Annotated in this window: 18 protein-coding genes; 5 read left to right on the forward strand and 13 right to left on the reverse strand. The window is 68.9% G+C overall.

From position 1 onward, the window contains the following. Window positions 1–60: 60 nt before the first annotated feature. The 6 genes from ACLJO0_RS12085 to ACLJO0_RS12110 form a co-directional block, all read right to left on the reverse strand. On the reverse strand, window positions 61–576 hold the full coding sequence (locus tag ACLJO0_RS12085) for a YbaB/EbfC family nucleoid-associated protein (protein ID WP_410578374.1): 516 nt from the start codon (window positions 574–576) through the stop codon (window positions 61–63). Then, a complete protein-coding gene (locus ACLJO0_RS12090; protein WP_410578376.1) occupies window positions 573–1,073 on the reverse strand; it encodes a hypothetical protein in 501 nt (166 codons plus the stop codon). Before ACLJO0_RS12090 ends, ACLJO0_RS12085 begins: the two co-directional genes overlap by 4 nt. A 45-nt stretch (window positions 1,074–1,118) precedes the next feature. After that, window positions 1,119–2,585 (reverse strand): putative T7SS-secreted protein, encoded by a 1,467-nt coding sequence (locus ACLJO0_RS12095; RefSeq protein WP_410578378.1) that lies wholly within the window; start codon window positions 2,583–2,585, stop codon window positions 1,119–1,121. A gap of 51 nt (window positions 2,586–2,636) precedes the next feature. Next, a complete protein-coding gene (locus ACLJO0_RS12100) occupies window positions 2,637–3,023 on the reverse strand; it encodes a hypothetical protein (protein WP_410578380.1) in 387 nt (128 codons plus the stop codon). Between the two features lie 239 nt (window positions 3,024–3,262). Next, window positions 3,263–3,568: a hypothetical protein gene (locus ACLJO0_RS12105; protein WP_410578382.1), complete on the reverse strand. Its 306-nt coding sequence runs from the start codon at window positions 3,566–3,568 to the stop codon at window positions 3,263–3,265. 268 nt (window positions 3,569–3,836) lie between these two features. Beyond that, window positions 3,837–6,833 carry a BTAD domain-containing putative transcriptional regulator gene (locus tag ACLJO0_RS12110; protein WP_410578384.1) on the reverse strand — a complete coding sequence of 999 codons (2,997 nt, stop codon included), beginning with the start codon at window positions 6,831–6,833 and terminating at the stop codon, window positions 3,837–3,839. Between the two features lie 104 nt (window positions 6,834–6,937). On the opposite strand from ACLJO0_RS12110, the gene bluB reads away from it, so the two are divergent. Next, window positions 6,938–7,591, forward strand: coding sequence for a 5,6-dimethylbenzimidazole synthase (gene bluB, locus ACLJO0_RS12115; RefSeq protein ID WP_410578386.1), 654 nt, complete (start codon window positions 6,938–6,940; stop codon window positions 7,589–7,591). Window positions 7,592–7,627: 36 nt separating this feature from the next. Here the strand turns inward: bluB and ACLJO0_RS12120 are convergent, their stop codons facing one another. From ACLJO0_RS12120 to ACLJO0_RS12135, 4 genes are read right to left on the reverse strand one after another with little or no spacing between them, the layout of a single operon-like run. Next, a complete protein-coding gene (locus tag ACLJO0_RS12120) occupies window positions 7,628–8,626 on the reverse strand; it encodes an endo-1,4-beta-xylanase (protein WP_410578388.1) in 999 nt (332 codons plus the stop codon). Window positions 8,627–8,678: 52 nt separating this feature from the next. Further along, window positions 8,679–9,497, reverse strand: a complete 819-nt coding sequence (locus ACLJO0_RS12125; RefSeq protein WP_410578390.1) for a carbohydrate ABC transporter permease — start codon at window positions 9,495–9,497, stop codon at window positions 8,679–8,681. Then, on the reverse strand, window positions 9,497–10,462 hold the full coding sequence (locus ACLJO0_RS12130; RefSeq protein ID WP_410578392.1) for a carbohydrate ABC transporter permease: 966 nt from the start codon (window positions 10,460–10,462) through the stop codon (window positions 9,497–9,499). Before ACLJO0_RS12130 ends, ACLJO0_RS12125 begins: the two co-directional genes overlap by 1 nt. After that, on the reverse strand, window positions 10,459–11,751 hold the full coding sequence (locus ACLJO0_RS12135) for an ABC transporter substrate-binding protein (protein WP_410578394.1): 1,293 nt from the start codon (window positions 11,749–11,751) through the stop codon (window positions 10,459–10,461). The genes ACLJO0_RS12130 and ACLJO0_RS12135 overlap by 4 nt, the downstream gene beginning before the upstream one ends. A 133-nt stretch (window positions 11,752–11,884) precedes the next feature. Here ACLJO0_RS12135 and ACLJO0_RS12140 point away from each other — a divergent pair, with 133 nt between their 5' ends. Continuing rightward, the gene (locus tag ACLJO0_RS12140; RefSeq protein WP_410578396.1) at window positions 11,885–12,919 is read left to right on the forward strand and encodes a LacI family DNA-binding transcriptional regulator; all 1,035 of its coding nucleotides are present in this window, start codon (window positions 11,885–11,887) and stop codon (window positions 12,917–12,919) included. Continuing rightward, window positions 12,916–15,210: a beta-glucosidase family protein gene (locus ACLJO0_RS12145; protein WP_410578398.1), complete on the forward strand. Its 2,295-nt coding sequence runs from the start codon at window positions 12,916–12,918 to the stop codon at window positions 15,208–15,210. The genes ACLJO0_RS12140 and ACLJO0_RS12145 overlap by 4 nt, the downstream gene beginning before the upstream one ends. A gap of 418 nt (window positions 15,211–15,628) precedes the next feature. Here ACLJO0_RS12145 and ACLJO0_RS12150 read toward each other — a convergent pair whose 3' ends face one another. Next, entirely contained in the window at window positions 15,629–18,541 is a 2,913-nt protein-coding gene (locus ACLJO0_RS12150) for a glycoside hydrolase family 48 protein (protein WP_410578400.1), read from the reverse strand. Window positions 18,542–18,618: 77 nt separating this feature from the next. Between ACLJO0_RS12150 and ACLJO0_RS12155 the strand changes: the two genes are divergently transcribed. Further along, a complete protein-coding gene (locus tag ACLJO0_RS12155; protein WP_410578402.1) occupies window positions 18,619–19,158 on the forward strand; it encodes a hypothetical protein in 540 nt (179 codons plus the stop codon). A gap of 8 nt (window positions 19,159–19,166) precedes the next feature. Here the strand turns inward: ACLJO0_RS12155 and ACLJO0_RS12160 are convergent, their stop codons facing one another. Beyond that, window positions 19,167–20,201: a lytic polysaccharide monooxygenase gene (locus ACLJO0_RS12160; RefSeq protein WP_410578404.1), complete on the reverse strand. Its 1,035-nt coding sequence runs from the start codon at window positions 20,199–20,201 to the stop codon at window positions 19,167–19,169. 213 nt (window positions 20,202–20,414) lie between these two features. Here ACLJO0_RS12160 and ACLJO0_RS12165 point away from each other — a divergent pair, with 213 nt between their 5' ends. Next, complete coding sequence (locus tag ACLJO0_RS12165) at window positions 20,415–22,994, forward strand: glycoside hydrolase family 9 protein (protein ID WP_410578406.1); 2,580 nt, start codon at window positions 20,415–20,417, stop codon at window positions 22,992–22,994. Between the two features lie 15 nt (window positions 22,995–23,009). Here the strand turns inward: ACLJO0_RS12165 and ACLJO0_RS12170 are convergent, their stop codons facing one another. Then, a complete protein-coding gene (locus ACLJO0_RS12170; RefSeq protein WP_410578408.1) occupies window positions 23,010–24,770 on the reverse strand; it encodes a hypothetical protein in 1,761 nt (586 codons plus the stop codon). Window positions 24,771–24,897: the final 127 nt, after the last annotated feature.

A 24,897-nucleotide genomic window follows, 5' to 3' on the forward strand; every position in this document is an offset into this window, starting at 1 on the left:
CTACCTCGCCCACCGTCGAACCCGGCATCCCTCGCCCGGGTGACCTTACCGGCCCCAAGGTCAGGCGGTGCCGGTTCTCGAATGACGCCTGCCGCCCCGGTACAGCTGGAATTCCCCGAAGAACTCGTCGTCGTCGCGCCTTCGCGGCCGGCTCCCGTCCGGAGCACCGCCAGTGCGCCCCGGCTCTCCCGGTTCGGGTGGCCGCTGATCGCCGAACAACTTCCGGTCCTCGTCGAGCACCTTGTCCAGCAGGCTGGTGTCACCGAGACCACGACGGACCACCTCTGCCTGCCGTCGCACGGCGTCCGCTCGCGCCGCGGCGATCGTGTGCAGGACCGTGGCCGACAGCGCCGACGGCTCGATGGTGCGCGCACGGTCGCCGAAGGTGAGGCCGGTGACCTCACCCGCCGCGCTCGCGACCACGGTGACCAGGCCGTCCGGTGAAGTGGCGGTGCCCTCGACGGTCTTCAGCTCGCCTTCCATCCGCTGGTAGGCCTCGGCGCGCCGGCGGTTGTCGGCGTTCGCGTTGTCGATCGCTTCTATCCGGCTGAGCAATCGCCTGGCGTACTCGCTCATCGTGTGTGCTCGCCTTCCTCGGGGCGGATGGTCGACACGAACTTCTGGAAGTCCTCGGCGACCTGGTCGAACTGCTCGGGGAGCGCGCTGAGCACGATGTGCAGAACCGCCCGCCGACGCGGGTCGCGCTTGTCCCACATGCCGAGGAAGACCTGCAGCTGCACGACATCCAGGCGACGGCCGTCGAGCACCGTCGACAGCCGGACGGACTGGGTCAGCCCCGGGTTCTCGGGCGACCCGGACTCCTTTCGCTTGCCCAGCCGCACATCGGGGTCGGTCCGCCGCAGCGTTTCCACCGCTTCGTCGGCGACATGCGCGAGCGGGATGTACGACTCCCGGATCTCGCCCGCGATCGTGATGTTGGCGGTGAATCCCGCGCTGGCAGGCGGATGCAGCGCGACGAAGGCGCTGCCGCCCGCGCCGACCTCGTCCGGCGGCGCCGACAGCCAGCCCGCGGGAAGCGAGAACTCGATCGGCACGGGAAGGGTGGCTACCATGGTGTCTCCGTCTCTGTGTTTTCCCGGACGGGCATTCGTTCGATCCTAGATCCAGTCATCGACCGAGCCCCACGCGTCGCCGGCGGCGTCGGAGAGCCCATCGGCGACATCCGACGCGACATCGGCGACGTCATCGGACACGTCGGCGACGGTGTCGGCGACCTCGGCGGGATCGACGGACACGTCGAAGCCGACACTGCCACCGACGCCGAGCGCGGCACCGAGCGACGCGCCGACATGGAACTTGCCGTCCTCCCCCATGCCGAACTGCCCGCTGGCCTCCGCGCCGACACCGGCCCACACCTCGCCGTTCGCACCGGCTCCGAGGCCTGCCGCCTCGGCGCTGACGTCACCGCCCGCCTTGACCCCGGCGAAAGCTTCGGCGCTGCCCTCCGCCCCGGTCCAGCTGATGTTCCCCTCAGCCGATGCCTCGGCACCGACCATGACGTCCGCACTGCCCGAAACGCCGGCGTGCTCACCGAAGTTCAGCTCGCCTTCGGCATGGCCCTGGGCCAGATAGGCCTCCGCATGGGCGGCACCGCTCGCCCCGAGCCAGCTCGCGGTCCCGCTCGCCCCGGCACTGGCGCTGAGCACCGAACCCGAAAGCGTGCCGCTCCCGGAGACCGAGCCGTTGTCGAATTCGCCATCGATGCTGCCCTCGCGCAGCGCCGCGGCCGCCTCACGTTCCCAGCCCGCCTCTGTCACATCGATGCCGGCGGCCTCGGCGACGGCCCGGAGGTCCACCAGATCGGCGTCCGCGTCACCGTATTCGTTGGCGTAGCTGCTGTTGAGGCCGTTCCGCTGCCAGCCGCCGGGGTCCACGTCCTCGTACTCGCCGGTCTCGGGGTTGAAGACCCGCTCCGTCTGCCGGTCGTCGGCGCCGAACGGGCCGCCACCGGGGAGGTCCGTCGAGTAGCCGCCCTCGCCGTCGGAGTCCATCCCGAACGCCATCGCGGCGAAGTTGCCCACCGTGGTCGCGAGCGAGGCCCCGTCGCCGCCCATCCCGAACGCCTGCGCGACCGAGCCGCCGGTCGAGGCCACCGCTTCCCGCGCGGCGTCCAGGATCGACCGGGCCTCCTGCGCGAGCGCCGCCCCCGGATCCTGGAACAGCCCGATCGACTGCCCCGCTTCCACCGCCTGCCGCGCCAGTCCGGTGAACTGCTCCAGCGCCGTCCTGCTCGCGGCCTGCGCCTCGGTGAACATTTCGATCGCGCGCTGCGCCTCACCCTGTGCCCAGGTCAGTGTGTCGCCGAAGTCGGCGAGTGTCTCACCATTCCGGCCGAGGAAATCCGCGGCCCGGAACCATTCGGGTATCGCGGCGCCGAACGCGTCACGAAAGGAGTTGGCGCCCTCACCGGTCCACTCCCTCGGATCGATACCCTGCAGACCGTCCCCTGCCCCGCCGACCAGTTCGATATTGCCGACCAACCGGCGAAGGTCATCGGTGATCGATTCCGGCTGACCGGGGATCAATTCCCTCGGGTCGGTGGTCTCCCCCAGCTGAACCGCCATCAGCAGTACATCCCTTCGAAGTTCTTTTACCGCGCCTTGTCACCGGATACGTCAGGGGTTGAGCCGCGCCGCGATTCCGCCGCCTGCCACACCACCGATCCCCGGTCCGATGGCCGCGGCCGGATCACCGGCGAAACCGTCGAGCAGGCCACCCAGCCGGGACAGTGCCTGTTCCGATTCCTGGTCCGACACCTGGTACCGGCCGGCGGCGGTGCGCACCAGGTCGCCATGCTCGGTCGCTTTGCCCCGCAGGCCATCGACATACACCTTCGCGTTTTCGATGAATCGGGCCCAGCCTTCCTGCACGCCGGAATTCCCGTAGTCCCCACTCGGACCGTTCCACGGCAGGCCGTCGACGACCGTGACGACGTCGGAGATCCTGCTCGCCGTCTGGTGCAGATCGTCGAATACCGCACCGAACCCATAGGTCATGTTCACGCCCCCATCACCATATCCATGATTTTCACCGACTCCGATGCCGGAATTCACCGGCCGGTTCCCGCGAAAAGCGATCTTTTTTATTCGGCCGATCGACCGGAGACCTTACAATGAAAGGACTTCTCGGAATGTCAGGTGAACACCCGACAAGGCCTCGCGCCGCGAGACGATTACGCAGAGAAACCGGTGTCCCGGCCGCTGAGGCCGGGACACCGGTGGTGACTCAGAAACGCGTCACTTCAGCTTCCGCTCATCGGCGAACCCGGGATCTCCCGATGGTCCACGGTCCCCTCGGCGCGGGTCGAGCCGGGATAGGTGATGGTCTGCCCGAAGCACACCGACCACGAATTCGCGCCCACTCCGGACTCCCGGCACTTCCAGGTGTCCATCACCTGATGGCCGGACGGCCTGAACAGAGCCACTGACGCGTTCGTGGTGAAGATGCCGGATCGGTTGTTGCGCACGATCACCGCCCCCTGCATGGAGGCCCTGCTCGGCGACACCACCATGCAGGTCTGCGCGAGCACGGAGGTAGAGACGGTCACTGTGGTTCCGCACGTCCAGTCGCTGGCGCTCGAGGTGATCGGATTTGTGTTCCCGTAAGCCTTCCAAGAGCCGTCCGCGGCCGCGGCGGGCCCTGCGGTCGCCAGGCCGAGCCCGAGAACGACAGCGATCGTCGCTGTCAACCCCGTGAGACCTCTTCGCGTGAGCTGCATCGATGTTCCCCTTCGTCGACCGTGGTGCCGGGTCGGCCACTCGCGTGCTTCGAAGGATGCGAGCAGGACTTTCATCCCGCTTTCATGGCGAAGAAAGTCAGTCGAGCCCGAGCTTCGCTCGCGTTTCGGCGGCTTGGGGGACGTCGAGGTCGCGGTAGAAGGCGAGCACCTGAAGCCAGTGCCGTCGGGCATGGTCGTGTTCGCCCAGTTCGGCGTGGACATCACCGATGCCCGCGTTGGCGTGAGCCAACTGTTCGCCGTGGCCCGCTTCGGTGGCCACGGCCAGTGCTTCGCCGTGCCAATGCAGGGCCTCGGTGGTGCGGCCGGCGGCCGCGTGGGTGGTGCCCAGCGTGTTGAGTGCCTCGGCGATCAGTTCCGTGTCGCCGACGGCACGAGCGAGCGCCACCGCTTCTTCGTGGTGGCGCAAGGCCCGCTCGAGATCGCCCCTTCGCCGGTACACCACGCCGAGAAACCCCAGGGAATCCGCTTCTTGCGTACGGAAACCCGCTTCCCTGGCGAGGGCAAGGCAGCGGCGAGCGTGCTCGAAGGCGGCCTCGTCCTGTCCGAGGTGGACGAACACCCTGGTCCGCAGGTTGACCGCGTTGCATTCGATGTACTTGTCGCGATCGTCCTCACGCGAGGCGAACACCGCGTCGAGATGATGCCTGGCTTCCTCGGCCCGGCCGAGGCTCAACAGGTTCCGGGAGTGATTGATCCGGACCGCGCAGTGCAGGAATCCGCTTCCGCCGCGTTCGGTCAGCGCGAGCGCCCGCTCGAATCTGCGCCTGGCCTCCTCCAGTTCGCCCCTCTTGCCGTACACGCAGCCGAGAAAGCTCAGTGTCGCGGCCTGGAACTCCTGATCCCCGACGCGCTGGAACGCGGCCAGCGCCCACTCGAGATGGTCGATCGCTTCGCGGTCACGGCCGAGGCGGGACATCGTGACGCCGAGCACGCGCCGCGCGTTCGCTTCCGCGCGTTCGTTCTTCAGGTCGCGGGCTGCGTCGAGCGCGCGAGCGTGCAGAGCCGCGGCGTCGTCGTAGTAGCCGCCGGTGTCGAGGTAACGCCACACGGTCTCCGACACCTGGATCACGCTCGCCGGTCCGCCGTGCCGTCCGGCTTCGAGCAGGTTGGCCCGCTCGGCGTCGAGCCAGCGCCAAGCGTGGTCGTAGGTCGAGAACAGCGGCGCTTCGCCGAGGGATTCCGACGCCTTCGGCCGCTGGGCGTAGTCGTCCGGCGCGACGACGTCCATCGCGGCCGAAGCCGTGGACACGTAATGGTCGAGCAGCCCGCTCAGCGCGGCTTCGCGCTCGCCGGCACTGTCGGTGGCTTCCGCGAGTTCGGCGGCATACGCCCGCAGCAGGTCGTGCGCCTGGTAACGGCCGTCGGAAGGCTGATCCACGAGGTGTGCCCGCCGCAGCACGTCCAGCATCCGGCGCGTCTCCCCCACGCCGGTTCCGGCAAGGGCTGCCGCCGCGCGGTCGTCCGTGTCGTGCCCAGGGTGCAGGCCGAGAAGCCGGAACATCCGGGCCACCGAGTCGTCCAGCCGCCGATACGACCACGAGAACACCGCGCGGACGGCGGTCTGCGGATCACCGTCGACGTCCAGCAGATCGAGCGGGCTCTGCCGTCCGGCGAGCTCGTCGACGAACTCGCCGAGACCGCGGGCGGGCCGTGACCGGATCAGCTCGGCGGTGATCCGCAGGGCCAGTGGCAGCCGGGCGCACCGCTCCACCAGTTCCCGGGCGGCGGCCGGTTCGGCATCGACCCGGTCGCCGAGCAGCTCGCGCAGCAGCCCGCGCGCGTCCTCGCTCGACAGCCTGTCGAGATCGAGCCGCCGGGCCCCCTCGCGAGCGACGAGGCCTGCCAACGCGTCGCGGCTGGTCACCACCACGAAGCACGACGGGTTACCGGGCAGCAAGGGCCGCAGCTGCTCCACCGTGCGGGCGTTGTCCAGCACGATCAACATCCGCCGCCGGGCGACCAGGGTGCGAAACCGCGCGGCGCGTTCGGCGAGGTCCTGCGGAATCGCCGCGCCGTCCAAATCCAGCGCGCGCAGGAAGCCGCCCAACGCGTCTTCCGGCGAGACGGGCTGGTCGGGGCCGTAACCACGCAAGTCGACATACAGCTGACCGTCGGGGAACCGTTCCCGCATCCGGTGCCCCCACCGCACGGCCAGCGCCGTCTTCCCCACCCCGGCGGTTCCGGCGACGACCGAGATCACCGCGGCCTCGCCGGTGAAGAGGAGGTCGTCGAGCTCCGCGAGCTCGGCGTCCCGGCCCACGAACTCGCGCACGTCCATCGGCAACTGGGCGGGAGCGGACGACGTCTTCTCGGCAGGCCCCAGCCTCTCCCCCGCGAGCAGCCGCCGATGCAGCTCACGCAACTCGGGCCCCGGTTCCACGCCGAGTTCCTCGACGAACGTGTCCCGTGCCGTGCGATAGGCCTCCAGCGCGTCGGCCCGCCGCCCCGCGCGATACAGGGCGCTCATGAGCAGCCCGTGCAGCCGCTCCCGCACCGGATACCGGCGCACCAGCTCGGTCAGTTCGCCGATGATCGCCGCGTTCAGCCCGCAGGCAAGCTCGGCCTGGTAGAGCGTCTCCAGCGCGACCGACCGGAGTTCGACGAGCCGCTGTGCCCAGTCGGCGAGGAGAGGGACGTCCACGTCGCGGAACGGATCGGCGTGCCACAGGCTCAGCGCTTCGCGCAGCAACTCGACCGCCCGCTGCGGCTCCTCGTCCGCGATCGTTCGTGCCTCCTCGAACAGCGACGCGAACCGGTCCGAGTCCAGCTCCCCAGGCAGTACCCTCAGCCGGTAGCCTGCCGCGCCGAACGACAGCCGGTCCGGCTCCGCGAGCACACCCCGCAACCGGTGAACGTGCAGCTGCAACCGCTGTTCGGAGCGCGGGTCCGGCTTGTCTCCCCACAACGCACCGGTCAGGGTGTCCACCGGCACCGGCCGGTTGGCCCGCACGAGCAGCACGCCGAGCAGGATGCTCTGCAACCGTCCCGACAACGCGTGCGCTCGCCCGGCCCCTCGAACCCGCACCGGCCCCAGCACCTGGAACTCCACCGCGTCCGCCCCTCTGTCAGCCAACGGGAACCAGTCTGTCGCACCCGCCCGAGGGCGGTTTGTCCACCTTGGCCCGCCCGGGCGCCCTGGCCGACGGGGTTCCGATCCGGCGAGGCACCATCTAGGCCATGACGCGGGACACGGGCGAGCGCTTGCTGTACGAGACGATCTTCCAACGGCGGGACACCAGGGCCGAGTTCACCGGAGCCCCGATTCCGGACGACATGCTGCATCGCGTGTTGAGCGCGGCTCACGCGGCACCGAGTGTCGGCCTGTCACAACCTTGGGACTTCATCGTCGTGTCCGATATGGACGTTCGAGAGAAGTTCCGGGAACACGTGCGAACCGAACGGGAGGTGTTCGCGGGCCGGCTGGACGCCGAGCGTGCCCATACCTTCGCGCGGATCAAGATCGAGGGCATCGTGGAATCTTCCATCGGCATCGCGGTCGGCTATGACCCGTCGCGCGGGGCGCCCGCGGTGCTGGGCAGGCACGCCATCGCCGACGCCGGCCTGTACTCGGTGTGCCTGGCCATCCAAAACCTCTGGCTGGCCGCGACCGCCGAAGGACTCGGACTCGGCTGGGTCAGCTTCTACCGGGAAGAGTTCCTGCGCGAACTCGTCGGCCTGCCGGAGAACATCCGCCCGGTGGCGTGGTTGTGCGTCGGCCCGGTGCGCGATCTGCCGTCGATTCCCGATCTGGAGCGGCACGGCTGGCGGGAACGTCTCCCGCTCAGCGCCGTGCTCCACTACGAGCGGTACTCGAACGCCGAGCTTGCCTGATCAGGTGGTCCCCTTGCCATGGTCACGAGACCGGGCTCAGGGGTTGATCCGGCCGTACGCCGGCTTCGGCCGCAGGTTCGAGTCGAACAGGCAGGCCGCGCCCTGTCCGGGGAACGTGTCCGGCACCCACGAGTGGCGATCGGTGAAGCCCCAGGTCGTGAACTCCACGCAGCGCGCGACGGCGTGGCAACCGTCCCAGAGCTGCTTGAAGTAGCTCGCCTGGGTGTTCAGCTTGGTGGTGTCAGCGGGCATCGGGATGCGGACGTCGGCCTCGGTGATGGCGACGTCGACGCCCAGCGCGGCGAAGCGGGCGAGGTTCGCCTGATAACCGCCGGGAAAGCCGTACTGCGTCGCGAGATGCGCCTGGAAACCGACGCCGTCGATCGGCACGCCTTGCTGCTTCAGCGTCCGGACCAGGTTGTACAGGGCATCGCTCTTCGCGTTGAGGCCTTCGGTGTTGTAGTCGTTGATGTACAGCTTGGCCGACGGATCCGCCGCCCGTGCCCACCGGAACGCGTCCGCGACGTAGCCGTCGCCCAGTTTCTGCTGGAACACCGAGGAACGGCGGGTGCCGTCGTCGTTGAACATCTCGTTCACGACGTCCCAAGCCCGGATCTTTCCCCGGTAGCGGCCCATTTCGATGGCTATGTGCCGTTGCGTCACCGACCGCAGTTCGCCGGCGCCGAGGTTGTTCACCCAGCCGGGCAGCTGGCTGTGCCAGACGAGCGTGTGCCCGCGCACGGATTTGCCGTTCCGCTGGGCGTAGTCGACGATCGCGTCCGCGCCCGACCAGTTGTACTGACCGCGGTTCGCTTCGACCACACCCCATTTCATCTCGTTCTCCGGGGTGACGTTGTCGAATTCGCGGGTGAGCACGGAACGGTAATCCGCTTCGTTCGCCAGGTGGTTCGCCGCGACGGCGCTGCCAACGTAGCGATTCGTGATGTCCTTCAACGGGCCGGCCGCCGACGCCGGAGGCGCCTGCAGAAGTGCCACTCCCGCCAGTACGGCCACCGTTGCCGAGAACGCTTTCATTGTCATCACTCCTGTTCCGGTCGATCGCGAAACTTTCCGAGCGAACTTGAAATCAGCCCTTCACCGATCCGGTCAGCCCGCCGACGATGCGCCGTTCGGCGAGCACGAAGAACGCGAGTGCGGGGATCATCGACAGCGCGGTGAACGCGAGCACACGCGCGGTGTCCTGGGAGTACTGGGATTGGAACGTCGCGACGCCGAGCGGCAGCGTGAAGTTCGCGGAGTCGTTGAACACCAGCAAAGGCAGCAGGTAGAAGTTCCAGCTGGTCACGAACGCGAGCACGGCGACGGTGGTCAGCGCGGGTGCCGACAGCGGCAGCAGGATCCGCCAGAAGAAGCCGAGCCTGCTCGCGCCGTCGAGTACGGCGGCGTCCTCGATCTCACCGGGGATCGCCCGCATGAACGGCCGCAGGATCACGATGGTGACGGGGAGCGAGAACGCCGCTTCCGGGATCGCCACGCCCCAGAAGCTCTCCAGCATCCCCAGCCGACGCAACCACAGGTACAGCGGCAAGGTCGCCACGCCGAGCGGGAACAGCAGGCCGAGCGTGAACAGGGTGTAGAAACCCTCGCGGCCCTTGAAGGTGTAGCGGGACAAGGCATACGCGGCCATCGATCCCAGTGCCACGGTCAGCGCCGTGGCGATCACCGCGATCAGCGCGCTGTTTCCCAGGAACGTCCAGAACGACGATGAGCCGAGGATCGCCGCGTAGTTGTCCCACACCCACGGGCCGGGCAGGCCGGCGGGCGAGGCGTTGATCTGCGCGGTGGTGCGGAATCCGCCCAGCACCACGAACAGCAGCGGCACCACGGTGATCCCGAGGACGGCGATCGCGGCGACGTAGCCGATCGGCGTCCCGGCGCGGCGCATCAGTCCACCATCCTGGTCAGCGCGCCGTCCGTGTCACGGCGCAACGCGAACCGCTGGTACAGCAACGCGAACACGAAGCAGATCACGAAGAGGATCACCGCGACCGCGCTGCCGAAGCCGAATTCGTAGCGTTTGAACCCATGGTCGACCAGGTACGTCGCCATCGTCGCCGACGCGTCGGCGGGACCGCCGAGGGTCATGATCCACACGAGGTCGAACAGCTGCAGTGAGCCGATCACCGACAGGAACACCCAGATCCGGATGGTCGGACCCAGCAGCGGCAGCACCACGTGCCGGGTGGTCTGCCAGGCCGACGCGCCGTCGAGCGCGGCCGCTTCCCGCAGTTCGGCCGGCACGCCCTGGAGCCCGGCGAGCAGCAGGATGATGCCGAAGCCGATGTACTTCCAGGTGATCACCGCGAACAGGGTGTAGAGCACGATCCCCGGGTCGGCGAGCCAGTGCTGGACCAGCCCGCCGAGGCCGATCCCGCGAATCATCTGGTCCACGAAACCGTTCGGCTGCAACATCAGCAGCCAGATCACCGCGGTGATCGCCTCCGACAGCACGTAGGGCGCGAACACCAGCGCCCGCAGCACCGCGCGGCCGCGTAGCTTCCGGTTGAGCAGCAACGCGAGCCCGATCGACAGCGGCAGCTGGATCACGAGGGACAGTCCCGCGATGATCAGGTTGTGCCCGATGGCGCCCTGGAACACCGAGCCGGACAGGGCGTCGGCGTAGTTGCCGAGACCGACGAAATCGTCCAGCGGGCCGAAACCGTTCCACTCGTAGAGGCTGTAGAACGCCGCGATCCCGATCGGGACCAGCACGAACCCGGTGAACAGCACCAGCGCCGGCCCGAGCAGGAACGTCAGTTCCAGCTTCTTGCGCGCTCCCGGCGCCCGCATCCGGGCAGCGGGTGCGGACGGCCGCGCCGCCGCCCGCACCCGCGTGGCCGTCGCCGTCACTTGTCGCCCGCCGCGGCCTTGTTCACCGCGTCGACGATGCCTTCCGGGGTGCCTTGCCCGGCGAAGAAGTTCGCCACGGCGTCGTTGAGCGCTGCCCCCACCGCGGTCGGGAACGCCTTGTCGAAGTACATCTGCAGGTACGGCGCCTTCTGCCCGTAGTCGAAGACGGTCTTCAGCGACTCGGTCTTGAGGGACTTCGCCGCCGACGCGGTCATCGGCAGCCCGGCGCCCTTCGCCGCGAGCTGGTTCTGCACCGGCTCGCTGCCGAGGTACCGCAGGAAGTCCGCGCACGCCTTGGCCGCACGGGTGGTACAGGAGAAGCCGTCGCCGCCGCCGAGCACCGCGGCGGGATCACCTTGCCCACCGGGGACCGCCGGGAACGGGAACCAGCCGACCTTCGAGTCGAGGTCCTTGTCCTCGGTGAGCGACGACATCGTGCCGGGCTCCCAGTCGCCCTGGAGTTCCATCGCCGCCTTGCCATTGGCCAGCAGCCCGGCCGAACTGCCCGCGCCCTGCTGCGCCGGTGTGCCGGTGAATCCGGGCTGGAACGGCTGGGTCGCCAGGAATGCCTGCAGGTCGCGGCCGGCCTTGGTCCAGCAGGGATCCTCGAGTTTCGCCGCTTTGACCGACTGCTTCAGCGTTTCCGCCGAGCAGGCCCGCAGCGCGAAGTAGTTCCAGTAGAACGCGTCCGGCCAGCGATCCTTGCCCCCGACCGCGATCGGCGTGAGACCCGCCTGCTTCAGCTTGGCGACGGCGGTGTCGAGTTCGTCCAAAGTGGACGGCGGCGCGGTGACACCCGCCTGCGCGAAAAGGTCCTTGCGGTACCAGAAACCGACGAAGTGCTGCTCCCACGGGATCCCGTACTGCTTGCCGTCGACCTGCCAGCTCTCGGCGAGTTTGCCCACCGAGGAGAGCCATTCCCCGGCCGGGCCGGTCAGGTCCGCGACCTTGCCCGAGGTGGCCTGCGAGGCCAGTTCGCCGCCGCCCCACGACTGGTAGACGTCCGGCGGTTCGTTCGACTGCAGGGCGAGCGGGACCTTGGTGGTGAACTCCTCGTTCTGCAGCGGCTGCCCCTTGATCGTCACCTCGGGATGCGCCTTCTGGTAGTCGGCGACGACCTGGGCCCAGATCGATTTGATCGGGTCGGTGGTGCCGTTGTGCCACCAGGTGAGGGTGACCGGACCGCTGGGCTCGGCCGCGGTCTCGGTGCCCCCTGAGCAGCCGGCGAGCGCGAGCGGGACGGCCGCCGCCAGCGCGGCGGCGGCGGGGATTCGGCGGTTCGAAAGCATGGTGAGTCCACTCCTGACGACTTCGGCCGAGTAGGACGGGGCGTGACTGCGCCCGGACTGGCGATGAGTTTGCGCGCCTGAAATTCCGATGTCAATCGTTGTCGATAACGTTTTACATGGCTAGTCTGACCGTATGCAGCCCAGTTCGAGGGTCACGATCCGTGACGTCGCGGCCCGTGCCGGCGTCTCCGTGGCCACGGTGTCCAAAGTGATCAACGACCGCTACGGCGTCGCCGCCGCGACCCTCGCGAAGGTCCGTGCGGTGATCGACGAACTCGGCTACGAGGCGAGCCTCGTCGCCCAGAGCCTGCGCAACCACAAGACGAACGTGATCGGGATCCTGGTCGCCGACCTCGAACCGTTCTCCACCGAACTGCTCAAGGGTGCGGCGGACGCCATCCGAGGCACCGGCTACGAACTCGTCGTCTACTCGGCAGGCGGCCGGACCGGAGATCCATCGGGCTGGGAAAAGCGTTATCTCTCACGGCTTTCCGGCACGCTGGTCGACGGCGCGGTACTGGTCACCCCGGTGGCTTCGCTGGAGGCCGTCCCCGGAACGCCGGTGGTCGCGGTCGACCCGCACACCGGCCCCTCGACGGTGCCCACCATCGATTCCGACAACCTGCGCGGTGGCCGGCTGGCGACCGAGCATCTGCTGGAGCTCGGCCACCGCCGGATCGGCTTCCTCTCCGGACGGCCGGATCTCGAATCGGCCGAGCTGCGCAAAACCGGGTACCTGCGGGCGCTCACCGCCGCCGGTGTCCCGATCGACGAGGACCTGATCCGGCTCGGCGCCTACGATCCGGAGATCTCCGCCCGGTCCGCCCGCGAACTGCTGACCAGCGCGGACCGGCCGACGGCGGTGTTCGCCGCCAACGACATCTCGGCGATCGCGACCGTCGGGGCCGCCGCGGAACTCGGCTTGTCCGTACCGGACGACCTGTCGGTGGTCGGTTTCGACAACGTCCCCGAGTCCGCGCTCTGCACCCCGCCACTGACCACAGTGGACCAGCCCATCCGCGAGATGGGCCACCGCGCCATCACCCTCCTGATCTCGCTGATCAGCGGGGAACCCGAGAAGGAAACCCACATCACCCTGTCCACGGGTCTCGTGGTGCGCCGCTCGACGCGTGCCCTCGGAACCACGACGAAGGGCGGACGGCCTTGACCACGCAGCCCAGCGCTTCACCCCGGCCCTGGCAGGACACCACCGCGGATCCCGCCGACCGCGTCCGCGCCCTGATGGACCGGATGACCTTGCGGGAGAAGCTCGCCCAGCTGTACGGCGTCTGGGTCGGCATCGACTCCGGCGGCGAGATGGCTCCGCATCAGCACGACTTCGCCGACGCGGAGCTGGACTGGGACGAACTGGTGCGGCACGGCATCGGGCAGCTGACCAGGGTGTACGGCACGCGGCCCGTCGATCCGGTGATCGGCGCGCGCAGCCTGGCGCGCTCCCAGCGGGAGATCGTCGGGAGCAGCCGGTTCGGCATCCCGGCGCTGGTCCACGAGGAGACGCTCACCGGTCTCGCCGCCTGGCAGGCCACGGTCTACCCGTCCCCGCTGTGCTGGGGAGCGAGTTTCGACCCGGATCTCGTGTACCGCATGGGGGCACGGATCGGCGGCACGATGCGGCGGTTGGGTGTCCACCAAGGACTCGCGCCGGTCCTCGACGTCGCACGTGACCTGCGCTGGGGCCGGGTCGAGGAGACCATCGGCGAGGATCCGCAGCTGGTCGGGACGATCGGCGCCGCCTACGTGGCCGGGCTCGAATCCGCCGGGGTGATCGCGACACTGAAACATTTCGCCGGCTACTCGGCTTCACGCGCCGGCCGCAACCTCGCGCCGGTGTCGATCGGCCCCCGGGAACTGGCCGACGTCCTGCTGCCGCCGTTCGAGATGGCGTTGCGCGCGGGCGCCCGATCGGTGATGAACGCCTACATCGACAACGACGGCGTCCCCGCCGCCGCGGATCCGGCATTGCTCACCGGCCTGCTGCGTGACACCTATGGCTTCGACGGAACCGTGGTCGCGGACTACTTCTCCGTGTCGTTCCTGTACAAACTGCACGGCGTCGCGGCCGATCGCGGTGAGGCCGCCGCGCAGGCGCTGACCGCCGGGATCGACGTGGAACTGCCCACTGTGGACTGTTACGGTGATCCGCTGCTCGACGCGGTGGAACAGGGCGCGGTCGATGCCGCCGTCGTCGACCGCGCCCTCGAACGGGTGCTACGGCAGAAATGCGAACTCGGCCTCCTCGACGAGGGCTGGGTGCCGGAGGTCCCGGACGAGATCGACCTCGATGATCCGGAATCCCGTGCGCTGGCAAGGGAAATCGTCGAACGCTCGATCGTGCTGCTGCGCAACGACGGTGTCCTTCCACTCTCCCCCGGCCACCGGATCGCCGTGGTCGGACCGCGGGCGCACGATCCCGGCGCGATGCTCGGCTGCTACTCGTTCCCGATGCACATCGGCGTGCATCATCCGGAAGTACCGTTCGGGGTGGCGGTTCCGACCGTGCTCGACGCGCTCCGCGAGGACCACGACGTCACCTACGCTCTCGGTTGCCCCGTGGTCGGCGGCGAGGACTCGGACATCGCCGAAGCCGTCGCCGCGGCCAAGGAAGCGGAGATCTGCGTCGCCGTCCTCGGCGACCGCGCCGGTCTGTTCGGCGGCGGGACCTCGGGTGAGGGGTGCGACACCTCGGACCTCGAACTGCCGGGACGACAGGAAGAACTCCTCGAAGCCTTGCTCTCGACCGGGACGCCGATGGTCCTGGTGCTCCTTTGTGGACGGCCGTACGAACTGTCGCGGCAGGCGGGCCGTCTCGCCGCGATCGTGTGCGGTTTCTACCCCGGGGAAGAGGGCGCGGCCGCGCTCGCCGGTGTCCTCAGTGGACGGGTCAACCCTTCCGGCAGGCTCCCCGTCGGCTTCCCCGGCGAGGAAGCGTCCCAGCCGTCGACGTATCTCACGGCCCCGCTCGGGCTGCGCAGCGAGGTCAGCACGGTCGACCCGACACCGCTGTTCCCGTTCGGGCACGGGCTTTCCTACGGCGCCGTCCGCTGGGACGACGTCACCGCGCCGGATCCCACGTGGCCGACGGACGGCCGCTGCCGGGTGCGGGTGACACTGAGCAACGACGGCGACCGCACCACGACGGAGGTCGTCCAGATCTACCTGCACGACCCGGTCGCGGAGGTCGCCCGTCCGGTCCAGCAGCTGATCGCGGCGAAGCGGGTCGACCTGGCCCCCGGCGCGACCGAGGTGGTCGAGATCGGCCTGCACGCCGACCTGACGTCCTATACCGGACGGGCGGGCAAGCGGATCGTCGAACCCGGCGACGTCGAACTGCGGATCGGGACGTCGAGTGCCCGGATCGTCGCGGCCGTCCCCCGCACGCTGACCGGTCCTCGCCGCGAGGTCGGCTTCGACCGGGTCATGGCAGCGGATTTCTCCTGAGCCGGGCGGTGGGGTTGGTGGTGTGAAGGCTCCCTTCGCTGCGTCTGATGAGGCGAAGGACGCTTTCGGCCCACTGAGGTCGTGATCGGGACGTTTGAGGCGCGACTGTGTGGACTTCACGGTCACCAGACACCTGGCCGGAGGGGTTGCGAAAGCCACTGGTGAGCGGGTCTGCCGCGGCTCGGGCTGTAGTGAAGGCCTCCTTCCCTGCTCTCAAGGTAGGGAAGGAGGCCTTCACGGACCTGCGATCCCGCCCCACCCGCCGCCGGTGGCCTGGGAGTACATGAAGGACCCCTTCCTGTACCTAGGCGCAAGGAAGGGGTCCTTCATGTACTGGGGCGGCCCGAAGCACTCACGACCATCCAGCGACCACGTCGCGACACCCACCGGCCTCACGAGCCGAGCCGCACCGGAGAGCTCAGCCGAACAGCTGTACGTGCAGCGAGAACGCGGTCGCGATCTCCGCCTGCGCCCAGAACCGATGGTAGGTGAACGTCGGTGCGGCCCCACCATCCAAATAGGACTGCACCTTCGGCCACTGCGGATCGTCCCGGTAGAACGACCGGATGGACAGGAAGTCCGCGCCCGCGGCGAGCGGGTCGCCGTTGGGCATCGTCCCGGTCCAGCCTGGCGGCAGGTACACACCTTCACCAGTGGCCGGGTCGTACTCGTCGTCGAACCGGTTGTAGTCCGTCCGCGTTTCCGGGACCGCGATGCCGATCGAGTCGGTGTGCGCGAGCATCGCGTCGAGGAGTCCCTCGCCGACCGTCCGCGCTTCCGCGTTTCCGGACCTGGCGGCGTAGTTCAGCAGGATCTTCGAGTACGACGCCGCGACGCCGACGTCCTGGCTGTGGTTCAGCACCCGGACCCGCAGGTTCGCGTTGGTCCCCGGCGTCGCCGGGTTCCACGTATCGGGTTTGCCGGTCCATTCCAGGTCGGACGGGATCCGGAACTCCCCGCCGGAGCCGACCGTCGTGTTCGCGATCGCCCACGGTACCCACTTGTCGAGAATGCGTTTCGCCCGTGCGTCGCCGGTCAGCTGGTACAGCGCGGCGACCCGCTCCAGGCCCCACGCCTGGAACCCGAACCACCTGTTGGACGGCGGGTCGTGCCAGACGGGCTGCTGGTCGTAGTACATCCCGTAGAACGTCGATGAGCCCGCGGGCGGCGCGGCGTACTGGCCGTCCCAGCTGTTCGTCGCGCCACCCGCGATGCCACCGTCGGCGGACTGCAACCATTGCAGGAACTCCAGTTGCCGGTCCAGGCTTTCCGCCCAGTCCGCCGCGCCGGTCGCCGAGACCGGCTTCAGCGCCGGGTCGTTGGCGAGCGCGTGTGCGGCGAGCGGGTTCTGGTAGCCCTGGTGGGCCGCGCCGTCACCGATGCGCCACGCCCAGCCGGCGGACGTGTCGGTCGCGCCACCCCACGCGTAGTACCACGACATGAGGTAGTGCGAGCTGTTCTTGCCGCTGCCCGCCGGGCAAGTGCTCGGGCCGACACAGTCGCCGATCTTCTTGAAGTACTTGTCGAACATGGCGTACCGCAGATAGTCGCCCATCTTCGACGCCTTCTTCACCACACCGGCCACCGCGGCCCCCTTGCCCTGCGCGGTCGCCCACTGGTTGGCGAGGTGCGCCACCTGCACGGCCCGCGCGTCGGCGTCGGGCGCGTTGGTGTACTTCCACTGCTTGGCATAGGTGGCGTCCTTGGTGAACAGATCGAGGAACCCGTTCGGCCCGCCGTGCGCGAACGTGTCGCAGGAAGGCTGCGGGATGGTCTCCCACACCGACTCGCTGGACCCGCGCTGGTAGGTGTTGATGTACGCGGGCGCGGTGGTGCCGTCACCACAGCGGCCGAAGCCGTAGGTGTTGTCGACGTCCAGCAGCCAATGCATGCCGTAGACGTCCGGCGTGCCGTAGGCGGCGCGCAGTTCACCCGCGATCGGGTCGGACCCGACCGGGACGTTGCCGTCCAGCACCGCCGGGTACCGGTCCATCCTCGGATGCTCCGGCGCGTACGTCGCCGGGTCGGCGGCGTTGTACTTGTCGTTGGTGGGCTGGTCGGCGTGCGCCGGGATGATGAACTTCTCCATCGACGCCCACGCCTGGTTGAACGGCGTCCAGTCACCTTCGAGCTGTCCGTACGCGGCTTCGAGCCACAGGTAGTAACTGAACGCCTCGGACGTGGTCTGGTGCCCGTGGTCCGGAGCCTCGACCAGCAGCGTCTCCACCGAGTGGTACGGCACGAGCAGCCCGTCGAAATTCCGGAAGTAGCCGCTGTCCGCGTCCTTGATCTTGTGATACTGCTCGAGGAAGGCGGCCCGGTAGTCCGACGCGGACGCGTCGATCTCCGCCACGTCGAGCGTGGCCGCGGTGAGGCCGGATCCGGTGATCGAGAACGCTGCGGTGGCGAGTGCGCCGCCGTTCGCGGCCGAGGCGATCGTCACCGGTTTGGCCGTGTTCCAGCTGTTCTGGTCGAAAGTGAGGGTCGCGGGCGTGGCCGTGAGATCGGCGCTGCCCGTCGTGCGTGCCACGTTCAGCGTGACCGGTCCGGTCGGCGGAGTCGCGAGTTTCACGTCCACGGTGGCCGAGGTCCCCTGCCGGACGCGAACGGTCGACGGGGTGGCGATGACCGACGGCGCCGCCAGCACCCGCACCGCGACCGGCGCGGAAACCGTTGCCGCACCGAGGTTGTCGATCGCCCGCGCGGTGACCGAATACTCCCCCGCCGTCGCGCCGGTCCAGGTGTACTCGAACGGGGCGCTGGTGTCGGCGCCGAGCCGGGTGGTCCCGGCGTAGAACTCCACCGACGACACCGAACCGTCGCTGTCACTGGCGGACGCGGCCAGTTCGATCGGCGTCGGCACGGCGAACGTCGCGTTGTTGACCGGCTTCGTGAGCCGCACCGCCGGGCCGCTGTTCGGACCGGCGCAAGTGATGCCGTTGACCTTGAAGTCGACCGGCGACCGGTTCGCGGCCCCGCTCTTTCCCGCGTTGAAGCCGAATTGCACGGTAGCGCCGGGGTTGATCGCACGCTGCCAGTCCGCGCCGCGGACGCTCACCGCGCCACCGGACTGCGTGTGCGTGCCGTTCCACAGCTGGGTGATCCGCTGTCCGTCGGCGAAGGTCCAGGTCAGATTCCAGTCGGGGATGACGTCGGCGCCTTCGTTGCGGATCGCCACAGTCGCACCGAAACCGTTGTCCCATTCACTGCTGATTTTGTACGTTGTCGTACAGGACACCTCGGCCGCCGCGGCCGTGGGTACGGCACCGGCGGTGACCGCTGCCGCGAGCGCCACGGTGGTGGCCAGCGCCGTACTGGGACGCGCTCTCATCGAGCGCCCCGGTGGTCGTGATCTCACAGGTCCTCCTCGGTTGTGATCCGGCGATTTTCGGAGTAGAGCTGAAAAGCATGAGGCGACTCGCCACCACTTTGCTGATCTCCGCCGGAATACTCGCGGGTTGTTCCGCGCCGGCGCCGAAGGCCACCGCGGGTGCCGAGGCACTCGGCACGCGATTGACCACAATGGACGATCTTGTCGATTGGATCCGTGAGAACGCAGGCGATTGCGCCGACGTTTCCCGCCGGGATCCCGCGGAGCTGCGCACGTTCGTCGGGCCGGACATCGCCGCCCGCTTTCAGCCGCATGTGGCCGAATGGGCCACCTGCCGGGTTTCCCCGGAATTCCCGGTCGTCGGACTCTTCCTGTTCGCCGGCGACGAGCAGCGGCGTTTCCAGGAATCCTGGCAGTCGGCGATGACGGCGGGCCGGATCGCCGACGGACCGGCCTTCGCCTTCGGTAACGGGTTCGCGATCTCCGCGGGATTTCTCGGTGTCGGCGAGCTGGGACTGTATTACTTCAGATGCGGCTCCCTTGATCCTCGAGTGCATCAGGTTCCCGCGGACGTCGCGGGCTGCGTGTTCGCCAACCCGGAGCACGGGCACCACTGAGCCGGACGCTACGGGCTGGAGCAGGTGAGTTCCGGCGCGGCCGCACTCCCCGTCGCGGTGGCGGTCAGGCCGAACGAACGGGTGGTACCCGCCGCTATCGACCCGTTCCACTCCGCGTTTCGCACGGTGGCGCGAGTGCCGGCACCGTCCATGGCGAGTGTGCCGTTCCAGACGCTCGTGATCGTCTCCCCCGCCGGGACGGTCCAGCCGACCCGCCAGCCGGACAGTGTCGCCGCGCCCGGGTTGGTGACGGTCACTTCCGCTTGGTAGCCGCCGTTCCAGGTGCCGGTCTTCGCCAACGTGGCCGTGCACGCGCCGTTCGGCGGCTCGCCGGGATCGGGCGGATCGTCGACCACGCCGACCCCGGTGACCTCGCCGTTGCCGCCGTCGAACACGACGTCAGAGCAACCGTAGAACGTCTCGGCGCTGTCGGATCGCTTCCACACCGAGTAAATGACGTGCTTGCCCGACTTGGCCGACGGGAAGTTCCCGGTCCACTTGTACTGGCCGTCGACGCTGCCGACGTTGCCGCTCACCTGCGGATGGTCGGCCGTGAGGAAGGGCTGGTCCTCGAGGTCGTCCCAACGCAGTTCGCGGCCGGGGTCGTATCCGTCCTTGGTCACGTACAGGTAGAACCAGCCGGGGTGGGCGGCCCACGCGTTGTAGGAGAAGCCGAACGACGCGCCCGCCGTCAGATGCGTCATCGGCCAGTTCCCGGTGCGGTCGTAGCCCGCGAAACTCGGATTCCCGCCCGAGCAGAGCTTCCCGTCCGGGATGAATCCCCTGGTCCGGCCCGCGCCGTCCGAACGAAGCACGGAGAACCAGTTGTAGAGCGAGTTCTCCCCGCTTTGCCCCACGGCCGCCTTACAGGCCGAGTTCTTCGGCACGATGTTGCCCTGCGGGGTCAATCCGTCCTGCCAGCAGAAGAAAGTCCTGCTGCCCGGTTTCATCATCGCGCCGTGTGCCGACGCCGGTGGTGCGTTCAGGGTCGCGGTCACGAAGCACGCCGCCATCGTCGTGACGGCGGCCAGGATCGCGGTCATGGCCTTTCCGTATCGCATAGCGCCTTCTTTCCGACCTTGCTGGGAGCGCTCCCAGCGTTGGCACCTTAGCGCGACTCGAATAGCGAAGACACAGGCCGAACGAGTGAGAATGGTTTGGTACCAGTGATTTCAGAGCGCACTCTTCCCCGCGACACGAGATCGGGCTAGATTATGGGAGCGCTCCCAACAGTCGGCCTTCGAAAGGATCACGACGTGGTGATCGACATTTGGCGTGTACTGCTGTCCGCCGGACTCGTCGCGGGTTTCGCGGTCGTTCCGCAAGCGTCGTCCTCGGCCGCGGAGGGGGCCGCCGAGTACGAACGGATCGTGAACGGCGACTTCTCGGCGGGCGGTGTCGAACCTTGGTGGGCGGGCGCGAACACCCGCGCCTCGGTGACCGGCGGGGAGTACTGCGTCGATGTCACCGGCGGCACGGCCAACGGGTACGACGCCTTGTCCGGTCAGAACGGCGTGCCGTACGAGGCGGGTCAGTCCTACACGATGAAGTTCGACGCGCGGGCGGTCGTCGAACAGCGGATCTCCGCGGTCGCGGGTGAGGCCGTCGACCCGTACCGGCAGCTCGCGCGCACCGACGTGACCGTCACCCCCGCCAAGCAGACCTTCACCCTGACCTTCCAGTCCACAGTGGACTTCCCGGCGGCCGGCAACGGTCAGTTCGCGTTCTGGTTCGGCGGACAGTCTTTCGACAACACCATCTGCGTCGACAACGTGTCCCTCGTCGGCGGCGTGCTGCCGCCACCGGGAGTGGAACCGGCGGGGCCGCTGCGGGTGAACCAGGTCGGTTACGTACCCGGCCTGCCCAAACAGGCGAGCCTCGCGACCGGGTCCGCCACCCCGCTGACGTGGACGCTGCGGGATGGCGCGGGCACCTCCGTCGCCACCGGCCAGACCACTCCGAAGGGCCACGACGCCGCATCGAACGAGAACGTCCACGTCATCGACTTCTCGTCCTACGACCGGCCGGGCGGCGGCTACACGCTGAGCGTCGGCGCCGACGTGAGCCACCCGTTCGACATCTCCGCGAACGCCATGACCGGGCTGCGGTCCGACTCGCTCGCGTTCTTCTACCACCAGCGCAGCGGCACCCCGATCGAAGCCCGGTACGTGGGCGCCGAGTACGCGCGGCCCGCCGGACACGTGAACGTGGCACCGAACCGAGGGGACGACGACGTACCCTGCCGGGCCGGTCTGGAGTGCGGGTACACCCTCGACGTGCGCGGCGGCTGGTACGACGCCGGCGACCACGGCAAGTACGTGGTGAACGGCGGCATCGCCGCGTGGCAGCTGCAGAACGCCTACGAGCGTGCCGCGCTGCTCGGTGACAAGACGGCGCTCGGCGACGGCACGCTGGCCATTCCCGAGCGGTCGAACGGCGTGCCGGACGTGCTCGACGAGGCGCGGTGGGAACTCGAATTCCTGATGAGCATGCAGGTTCCCGACGGGCGGCCGCTGGCGGGGATGGCCCACCACAAGATCCACGACGAGCAATGGACCGGCCTGCCCACCCTGCCGCACGAGGACGCCCAGCCGCGCAGGCTGTCCGCGCCGAGCACGGCGGCGACCCTGAACCTCGCTGCGGCGGCGGCACAGGCCTCGCGGCTGTGGGCGCCCTACGACGCCGCCTTCGCGGCCCGCGCGCTTTCAGCCGCGGAGAAGGCGTACGCGGCGGCGAAGGCGCATCCCGGCATGATCGCCGACCCGGCCGACGGCACCGGCGGCGGCTCGTACAGCGATCCCACGGTGACCGACGAGTTCTACTGGGCCGCGGCCGAGTTGTACGTGACCACCGGCCGCTACCGCACGGACGTGACGAATTCACCGCTGTTCGGCGGAAAGAGCTTCAACGCGCGCGGATTCGACTGGGGAGCCACCGGCGCGCTCGGTGACGTGTCCTTGGTACTGACACCGCGCGAGGTGCCCACGGCGGCGATCCGGTCCGCGATCGTCACGACCGCGGACGCCCACCTCGCGACCATGGCGTCCGCCGGGCATCCGGCGCCGTACCGGACCGGCGACGGCGGCTACGAGTGGGGATCGAACGGCCTGGTCGCCAACAACGGCATGGTGCTGGGCCTCGCCCACGACCTCACCCACGCGGCGAAGTACCGGGACGGCGCCTTCGCCACGATGGATTACCTGCTGGGCCGCAATCCGGTCGGCTTCTCGTATGTCTCCGGCTGGGGCGATCGGCCGGTGCGCAACGTGCACCACCGGCACTGGGCGAACCAGCTCGCCCCGTCGCTGCCGACAGCGCCGCCCGGTGTCCTGTCCGGCGGGCCCAACAGCGCGTTGCAGGATCCGGTCGCGCAGCGGCTGCTGCCCGGTTGCGCGCCGCAACGGTGCTGGGTCGACCACATCGAGGCGTACTCGCTCAACGAGGTCACGGTCAACTGGAACTCGGCGTTCGCTTGGCTGTCGAACTGGGTTGCCGAGCATTCCGCCCCGCCGCCGGCCGCGGCGAGCTGCCAGGTGACGTACACGGCCTCGACCTGGCAGACGGGCCTGACCGGGGCGCTCACCGTGAAGAACACCGGCACGACCGCGTGGGACGGCTGGGCCCTGACGTTCGCGTTCGGCGACGAGGAGCGGATCTCGCAGGGATGGAACGCCGCGTGGAGCCAGACCGGCGCGGCCGTCCGGGCGGGCAACGCTTCGTGGAACGCCCGGATCGCCCCGGACGCGTCGGTGTCGATCGGCTTCAACGCGGACAGCACGGGCACGCACCGGTCGCCGGCGGAGTTCGCGGTCGACGGCGACCGGTGCGCGCCCTAGTGGCCCGGGTGAACGTCAGGGCCGGGGTGTCTGGCCGGGACGGAGCGTGTCCCCGCAGGACCGCAGATGCGCGACCGAGTTGGCCGCGACGACCTTCTGGGTCTCGGTGGTGACGTAGCGCTGTGCCGCGGCGAGAACCGCGGGATCGCGCACGAGATCCTTGCGCACCCACACCCCGACGTCACCGAACGCGGACGGGTCACGAGGGCTGCGGTAGAGCACTTCGTACTCCTGCCCGAACCGTTCGTCCTGGGCGAAGCCGAGCGTGGTGTCCCAGGTGCCGACGAACGAGATCAGCTCCGGCCTGAGCTCGTCGAAGACGTAGCGGCGCTCTCCGGCGAAGTCGGCGGTGCTGAGGTAGTCGGCGATGACGCGGTCGGCGAGACCGGCGAGGTCGACCACCTGGAGCCTGCTGACCAGCGCCATCCCGCCGAGGTCGATCACGCCGATCTTCGCCGAGCCGGGCAGCTTGAGGAGATCCGCCACGCCGTTGGTCACCCTGGCGTCGCGCTCGACCACGCTGCAGAACGGCGTCTTCGGGACGGCCTGGTAGCTCTTGCCCTGGGTGTGGAACCCGCTGATCGACGACGCCGTCGCGACGACGAGCGTGACCGTCAGCAGGATCCGGCCTCGGATACGCGCGTTCCGCAGGGTCTCGACGATCACGACCGCGCCGCCGAGCGCCCCCAGCGCCCAGATCGGGGTCGCGAACCGAAGCTGCCCCATCCAGTCGGCCTGGAGGACGCAGAAGGCGATCACCGACAACGCGAACGGGACCAGGAGCGCGACGACGCCCGCGCGGAGTTTGGACGGCTTCTGCATCACCAGCGCGAGGCAGACGATCGCGACCGCGACCAGCAGCCAGCCCGCGTACTGGAGGACCGTCCCCGCCTTGGCGACGTCCGTGATGGCCGGGAGCGGCTGCGCCTTGGCGATCGCCGTGTTGGGCAGCAGGCGCCCGTACTCGATCCAGCGGAACAGCAGGTAACCGCCGAAGGGGACGACGAACCCGGCGGCGGACAGCAGCACCGCCCGGATGGCGGGAGGCACGCCGCCACGGCGGGTGAACAGCGCGACCACGATCGGGAACGCGGCCGCGTAGATGACCCCGTCCGGACGGCTCAGCCCGGCGAGGGCGGCGAGCGCGCCTGCCGACATGGCGATCTTCGCGGTCAGGAGCGTGCCGGAGTCGACGCCGCACAGGATGACCACGGCGAGAGCGGTGACCATGAGGGCGTAGACCGAGTTCTCCAGACCGGAGAAGCACCAGATGACGAACGAGGGATTGACCGCGAGAGCCGTCCCGGCGATCAGGGTGACCAAGGCAGGCCGGGGCGTCAGGCGCTTCGCTCCGACGTACACCAGTGCCAGGATGGCCATGCAGCAGAGCAGCGCCAGTCCCTTGGGGAACAGGACGTAATCGGGGATGCCGAAGATCGTGCCGTGGTCGAACAGGCCGAGCAGCTTGCCGAGGGCCAGCAGCGCCATCCACACCGGGTTCGAGAAACCCTCGACGGGCTCCACTCCAGGCTGGAGCACCGGCCCGAAGCCGTCGGCGAGGTTCCGGGAGTAGGCGAACGTGATGGCCGCGTCGTCGATCATCCAGTTGCCGTAGAAGCTCGCGTGGACGGCGATCAGCACCGTGCCGACGATGACCGAGAAGGAGGCTCCCAGGATCCCCCGGCGCGTGGGCGCCCGGCCATCGCCTCTCGGTCTGTCCTCGTCGCGGCCCGGATCCGCCACCGACGGCGGATCGGTCAGATGAACGCTACACACGTGTTACTCCCCATGCTTTGTCCGACAATCCGGCAACGGAGCCACGGACCGCAGCGTCCAGCTCATCCAGCACGGATTGCCCGAGAAACCCCAGTGTTCTCAACAGATGATCCGCCGACACAGCGTC

The organism is Amycolatopsis sp. lyj-108 (assembly GCF_046549005.1).
Taxonomy (GTDB): Bacteria; Actinomycetota; Actinomycetes; order Mycobacteriales; family Pseudonocardiaceae; genus Amycolatopsis.